At 47.4% G+C, this 6,383-nt stretch carries 4 protein-coding genes and 1 pseudogene; 2 read left to right on the top strand and 3 right to left on the bottom strand.

What is annotated here, in order from left to right:
* The 3 genes and pseudogenes from ACRCZA_RS09060 to cmoA form a co-directional block, all read right to left on the bottom strand.
* Positions 1-706: pseudogene (locus ACRCZA_RS09060) on the bottom strand (hypothetical protein); the annotation flags it as partial.
* A gap of 259 nt (positions 707-965) precedes the next feature.
* Positions 966-1,958 carry a tRNA 5-methoxyuridine(34)/uridine 5-oxyacetic acid(34) synthase CmoB gene (gene cmoB / locus ACRCZA_RS09065; RefSeq protein ID WP_438674122.1) on the bottom strand — a complete coding sequence of 331 codons (993 nt, stop codon included), beginning with the start codon at positions 1,956-1,958 and terminating at the stop codon, positions 966-968.
* A complete protein-coding gene (cmoA, locus tag ACRCZA_RS09070; RefSeq protein WP_438674123.1) occupies positions 1,955-2,686 on the bottom strand; it encodes a carboxy-S-adenosyl-L-methionine synthase CmoA in 732 nt (243 codons plus the stop codon). Before cmoA ends, cmoB begins: the two co-directional genes overlap by 4 nt.
* Positions 2,687-2,835: 149 nt before the next feature.
* On the opposite strand from cmoA, the gene ACRCZA_RS09075 reads away from it, so the two are divergent.
* Positions 2,836-5,724 carry a transporter substrate-binding domain-containing protein gene (locus ACRCZA_RS09075; RefSeq protein ID WP_438674124.1) on the top strand — a complete coding sequence of 963 codons (2,889 nt, stop codon included), beginning with the start codon at positions 2,836-2,838 and terminating at the stop codon, positions 5,722-5,724.
* A 180-nt stretch (positions 5,725-5,904) separates the two neighbouring features.
* Positions 5,905-6,383, top strand: a 479-nt coding sequence (locus ACRCZA_RS09080; protein ID WP_438674125.1) for an OB-fold nucleic acid binding domain-containing protein, incomplete at its 3' end; no start/stop codon positions are given.

A 6,383-nucleotide genomic window follows, 5' to 3' on the forward strand; every position in this document is an offset into this window, starting at 1 on the left:
CCTTATAATGGTTATCGTCATTGTGCTGATTGCGCTGATTGTGATGCTGTGAAGCACCTGTTAGCGGAAGATTTACCGCCGCGGGCGAAAGATCTGCCGTTGGCACAGGCGGGGCGCTTGGGAGCTGGCATTTGCCTTGGGCGATCGTCAGGTTGAGCTCTTGGTCACTGAGTGCTTGACCAATATTGGCCTGTGCCATGTGTAATTTGGCTTTGTCGTCCTGTGCCAGATGGTTTTCTAACAAGGTATTAAGGTGCGCCGCTAACATCACGTGCTCAGGATCGCCTTGGTTTAACGCTTGGGCGAGCTTTTTAAATTCGGCTTGAGTCACCAGTTGCCCCAGATTGTCGGCAAGGCGTAATTGGCATTGTAATAGACCTTGCCGCTCCAGCTGATTGAGAGAATAGCGACGGTAATAATCCAATCTGTCATTGATATTATTTAACCCTATGGTTTGGCGCTCTAAGATGAGTGCCCTAATCTCGACAGGCAGTATTGCTGGCGCAGACACAAGCCCATCTTGCCCTGCAGTGGAAGCACTATGAGTATTTGCAGCATTTGTAGTGGCATTTTCGTTGATAAAGGCGGTGGCAAGCTGAATCTCAGGCAGGCGTAAACACTGCTCAATTAAGAGGGCTACCGGACTTTGGGAACCATGGGCGATATGGCTAACAGATAGGTTCAGACCCAGTAGCGGTATCAGCAAGGTGATTGTTAACCTCACTGTTAATGGCGGGGCGGCGAATCTCGGTCTGCACGCTTTGCAGATAGCGAAGCTGGTTTTTACGATAGATAAGCGGGTTTTTAACATAGGTAATCGCTGCTAGGCCTGTGTCCATACTCTAGAACGGTGATGATAACAGAGCGCAAGGACGCTAACATACCCAATTTATGGCTGGTGAGCATAGGCGTTGACAGCCCACGCGCGGGCTGTCCTAGGTAGCGACGCTCTTGAGAGCACGAGCTTAGCTGAGATCGTGATTGGGTTGGTTTTTAATCGCAATAATGGTTGCGCGCTTCGGCGCAGGGTAACCTTCAATGGTTTTGGCCTGATCGACAGGATCTAAGTATTCCGCCAGTGACTCGTTGGGCATCCACTCCGTGCGGCGCTGCTCATCGAGGGTGGTGACATCGATATCGACGCAACGGATATCCGTAAAGTCGCATTTTTTTAGCCACAGCATCAATGCGGCCACCGAGGGAATAAACCAAACATTGTTCATTTTGCCGTAGCGGTCCTCAGGAACGAGTACCGCGTTTTCATCCCCGTCGATCACTAAGGTTTCTAAGACCAGTTCGCCCCCGGTGCGCAATTGATCGCGCAGTTGGAGCAGATGATCAATCGGGGAGCGTCTGTGGTACAAGACTCCCATAGAGAACACGGTATCAAAAGCATCCAAGGGCGGGAGTTCTTCAATCCCTAAGGGTAACAGATGCACGGGATGATCTTTACCGCTGAGGCGCTTAACGGCCTCAAACTGACATAAAAACAGTGGCGAGGGATCGATACCGACCACTCGCTTGGCGCCTGCCCCTAACATACGCCACATGTGGTACCCACTGCCACAGCCTACATCGAGTACGGTGCGATTGTTCAGTGAAGAAATATGCGGTTTAACCCGTTCCCATTTCCAATCACTGCGCCACTCGGTATCGATATGAATACCGTGAATATGATATGGGCCTTTACGCCAGGGCATAAACAACCGCAATAAATTCTCAAGCTTTTCTGTTTCACCGGGGCTGAGCTGCTTGCCAGTGCCTAGGGTGACACTATTCTGTAAATCGATTTGATCGGGGACAGGGTAGTGCAGTTTGTTCAGTACTTTTTCCCACTTAGGCAGGTTACCGTGTTTATGTTCCCGTTGCCATTTACCTAAAATACTGGGGAGGGTTTCGAGCCAGTGCTGCAGATTGGAATCGGCAATTTGTTGGTAAAACGAGCTGAAGCTGATCACTTGATGGCCACCATAGAAGTAAAATTAAAACATTGGAACCACAGGCTAAAGTGACGAAAACCTTGACGAGTCAGCCGTTGTTGATGGGTGGCTAACGTATCGGGTTTCATGACATTTTCAAGTGCACTGCGTTTTTGGCTGATTTCGAGCTCGCTATAACCGTTAGCCCGTTTAAAATCGAGATGCAATTCTTCGAGTAACGTTTGGATAGGTGCATCTTCAAAACAAATTTTCTCCGAGAGCACTAGCATCCCACCCGGATTAAGCCCTTGATAAATATTTGCAATCAGCGCGTCTCTATCCTCTGGCGGTAAAAATTGAAGGGTAAAGTTAAGTACCACTAAAGAGGCGTTGTGGATCTTAATATCGCGAATATCACCACAGATAAGGTCAACCTCAGTATCGCTGACATAGGCACTGAGATTTTCCTGGCAGCGTGCAACCATTGATTCACTGTTATCCACGGCAATAATCCGACATTGCCGACCTGTGATTTGGCGACGAATGCTCAAGGTTGCTGCGCCTAAGGAGCAGCCTAAATCATAGATTTGTGTGTTAGGTTGAACAAAACGGTCTGCAAAATCACCAATAGTATTAATGATTTGGGTGTATCCAGGGACTGAGCGGCGGATCATATCGTTAAAGACGCCGGCCACTCGATGATCAAATTGGAAATCGCTAATGTGCTCGCTCGGTTGAGCGTAGATTTTATCTTGAGAAGCGTTCATCTAGGGTTATCTCGGAAATTCAGTTGGGCATTTTAACGAATCTGATTAATTAGCAGCAAGTCTTAGGCTAGTAATTTGCCATTATTTTTTGTCTAATACGCACTGGATAACTGAATTGTTACATTTATATCAGGCATTAGGGGCTTAACTTGAAGTTAGTGATACATTTGTTACTGTGGTTATGTTGTTTTGCTTGGGGCGTAGAGGAACTCGCAGCAAACCCTGCTCATATCCCAAAAACCATTGATAATGTTAGCCCCCATATGGTTACGGATCACAGTGTTACACCACCTAACAATTCAGCTGAGCATCTAATCGTGGTAATGGGGGAGGACACCTTTCCTTATCAATATGTGGATAAGGACGGCGAACCTACCGGATTATTAGTGGAGTTGTGGAAAGAATGGGGCAGACAGACCCAGACGGAACTGATATTCGTGCCGCAGCATTGGAACGATTCCCTTATCAAATTACAGGAAGGTAAAGCACAGGTTCATTTAGGGATGGCCAAAACCGCGGAACGACAACAGCGTTTTGAGTTTGCCAAGCCCATTGCCGAGGTGGGAACCTTCCTCTATTTACATCAATCTCTTCAGGGCAAAAAAACCATTCATGATTTGGTTCCTTATCAAATTGGTATCGTGACGGGTTCATCCCATGAGTTTGAATTGCTCCGCCTTGAACCTAAGCTGGTCTTTAAACGGTATGTGAGTCGTGAAGCCTTACTCAAGGCGGTATCCGCCGGTGAGATAGTTGTGTTCGCAGGATTAGAAGGTTATTTGAAGGATCCCGCATCATCCCTTGAAATTGCCACGAATTTCCCAATAAGCGCGCGGATCCAAATACAAACCATGCAATTTTACCCAGCGGTACAGCTGGGCGATCGGCAATTACTCGATAAGATTAATACCGGATTTCAAGCCCTCTCACCTGATTTTATTAAGCAAACTGAGCGCCGCTGGTTGGGTTATCATCGCCAAAAAAACGGGCTCGTCATTGCGATGCATTTGGGGTTTGATCCTTATGTGAATTTAGGTGTGGACGGTTTACCTCACGGTTTATATGTGGATATGTGGCAACGCTGGTCAGAAAAAACCGGGATTGCGATCGATTTTATTTCAGGAGAAGCACGCAACACCATTGACGATGTGCGTCAGGGACGCGCGGATGCGCATATTGGGTATCCTGAGAATGATGAGTTAAAAACTGGTCTCACTCGCGCATGGCCGCTATATACCGTTAAAAGTCGCTTATTTTTATATCAGCAGCAGATCCATAGCCTCGCGGAGTTAACAGGTAAAAGAATCGGCGTCGTCCCAACGGCACCTTATTTAGCTGCTTTAAGGCAAGCCTTGCCTGAGGTGTCTTTGCGGTATTACGATTCTATCGAAGCGATGATCGCTGGCGCCAAGGCGGGGGATATTAGCGGCTTTGTTGCCTCAGGCGCTTGGACTGCGCACTTTTTATTACTCAATAACAGCTGGGGGGATTTTAACCAATATAGTGAGCTTGAGTTCTCTACACCTATTTATGTCTTAACCCGCAGTGATGATCCTGGGCTAACAGAGCGGATCGCCAATGGTTTTAGGAGTATCAGTCAGCAAGAATTTTCACAGATAGAACATAAATGGATGCTCAATCCTAAGGATCATATTTTCACGGGTGAGAAGCTAGCGATATCGTTGACTGACAAAGAACGTGCTTATCTTAAGCAGCTAGGAGAAGTGAAAATGGGCTACTTGACCCAATGGTCACCGATGGAATTTACCGATAATCAAGGGCAATTTGCTGGGATCAACAGCGAGATTGCCGCAATGATAGCCGCGCAGTTACAGATTAAACTCACTCCTGTGGCTTTTAAAGATTGGCAGACATTAATCAAGGCGCTGCAACAGGGTGACATCAGCATGGCTGGCAGCGTTGCAAAAACACCTGACCGACAGCAACAATTGGCTTTTAGCCAAGCCTACTGGCCATCGCCTTGGGGACTTGCGTCAAAACTGGATCAAGTGTCGGTGTTTAATATCAGCCAGTTGGCAGGGCAGCGGGTTGCGGTAGTGGAAGGATACCATTTGGTTGCCCAGCTAATGGCGCTGCAGCCTTCTCTTAAATTGGTGTTGGTGGCGGATACCAAAGCCGGTTTGGCTGCCGTATCTCAGGGCCATGCGGATATGTTTATTGATAAAGTGTTGACGCTGGCCGCTGAATTACATGGTGGCCAATATCCTGCCTTAACAATGTCGTTACTGAGTGAATTAGCCGATCAGCAAAGCCATATTGGTGTGCACCCGCAATTATCTGCCCTCGTGCCCCTTATCGATAAAGTGCTCGCGACGCTTGATAGCCAGCAACAACAGCAAATCTATGCTCGTTGGGTGTCTGCGAGTATCGCCACCGATAATCAGCAATATCGTCAATGGATCCGCTACCTATTTTTAAGTGTCTTAGTCTTATCCATCGTCGTCATCGCGGTGTTGTTGATGAACCGGCGGTTGAATCAAGAGATCCGTCGGCGTCAGTCGGCCGAAAAACAGTTGCAATATGTGGCCAACCACGATGCCCTGACCCAATTACCTAATCGAGCATTACTCGATGATCGTCTCCGCCAGACCTTATTGGTGCATTATCGGGAACAGGCCCAGTTTGCGGTGTTGTTTATTGATCTGGATGGTTTTAAACAAATTAATGATCATTATGGTCATGCAGCGGGGGATGCATTACTGATCAATGTGGCCAACATTCTGACTAAGGCGGTGCGTAATTCTGATACGGTTGCTCGTTTTGGGGGAGATGAATGGGTGATCCTGTTAAATCGTGTGCAAGATCTCGATGCCGTGACTCAAGTTGCTGATAATATTCTACGGTCACTGCTCAGCCCGCTTGAGATAGACAATACTCAGGTGATGATAGCCTTGAGTATCGGTATTGCCATTTATCCTCGGGATGGTGATTCGGCGATTGAGTTGCTAAAAAAGGCTGATAAGCAGATGTATCTTGCAAAAGCCGCAGGTGGGCGTTGCTACCGGGTATCTTGCTGATATTTTGAACACTTATGCGCAGATAGTGCGATCGCCCCTAGTCAAGGGCGTAAAACTGTTTGATACTTCACCGCCTAAAAGTGAAGTACTTTGGTAATCGGCATTATTTGACTATAATGCCGCTTTTATCTCGTTTTGATTATTTCCAAAGCACCGGTTTCGGATAAAGGATAGAGTTAGATGCGCAGTCATTATTGTGGAGACGTCAATAAGTCTCACGTTGGACAAGAAGTTACCTTGGTTGGTTGGGTTAATCGTAGCCGTGATTTGGGTGGCGTGGTCTTTTTAGATTTAAGAGACAGAGAAGGTCTCGTCCAAGTGGTTTATGATCCAGACTTGCCTGAGGTGTTTGCTGTGGCCAGCACGCTGCGCGCCGAGTTTTGTGTTCAGGTGAAAGGCGTGGTTCGCGCTCGCCCTGATAGCCAAGTCAACGGTCAAATGAAAACCGGTGAAATTGAAGTTTTAGGTAAGGCGTTAACCATTATCAACAGCGCCGATCCTTTGCCATTAAGTCTGGATAATTACCAGAACAACAGTGAAGAACAGCGTCTTAAATACCGCTATTTAGACTTACGTCGCCCCGAAATGGCCCAGCGGTTAATGTTCCGCGCGAAGGTGACCAGTGCTGTGCGTCGTTTCCTCGACTCAAATGGCTTTTT

The sequence above is a fragment of the Shewanella sp. genome (assembly GCF_051658185.1).
In the GTDB taxonomy this organism is placed as follows: domain Bacteria; phylum Pseudomonadota; class Gammaproteobacteria; order Enterobacterales; family Shewanellaceae; genus Shewanella.

Coding starts and splice junctions, on each gene's coding strand:
- cmoA (WP_438674123.1), bottom strand. CDS start 2,686: ATGAACGCTTCTCAAGATAAAATCTACGCTCAACCGAGCGAGCACATT.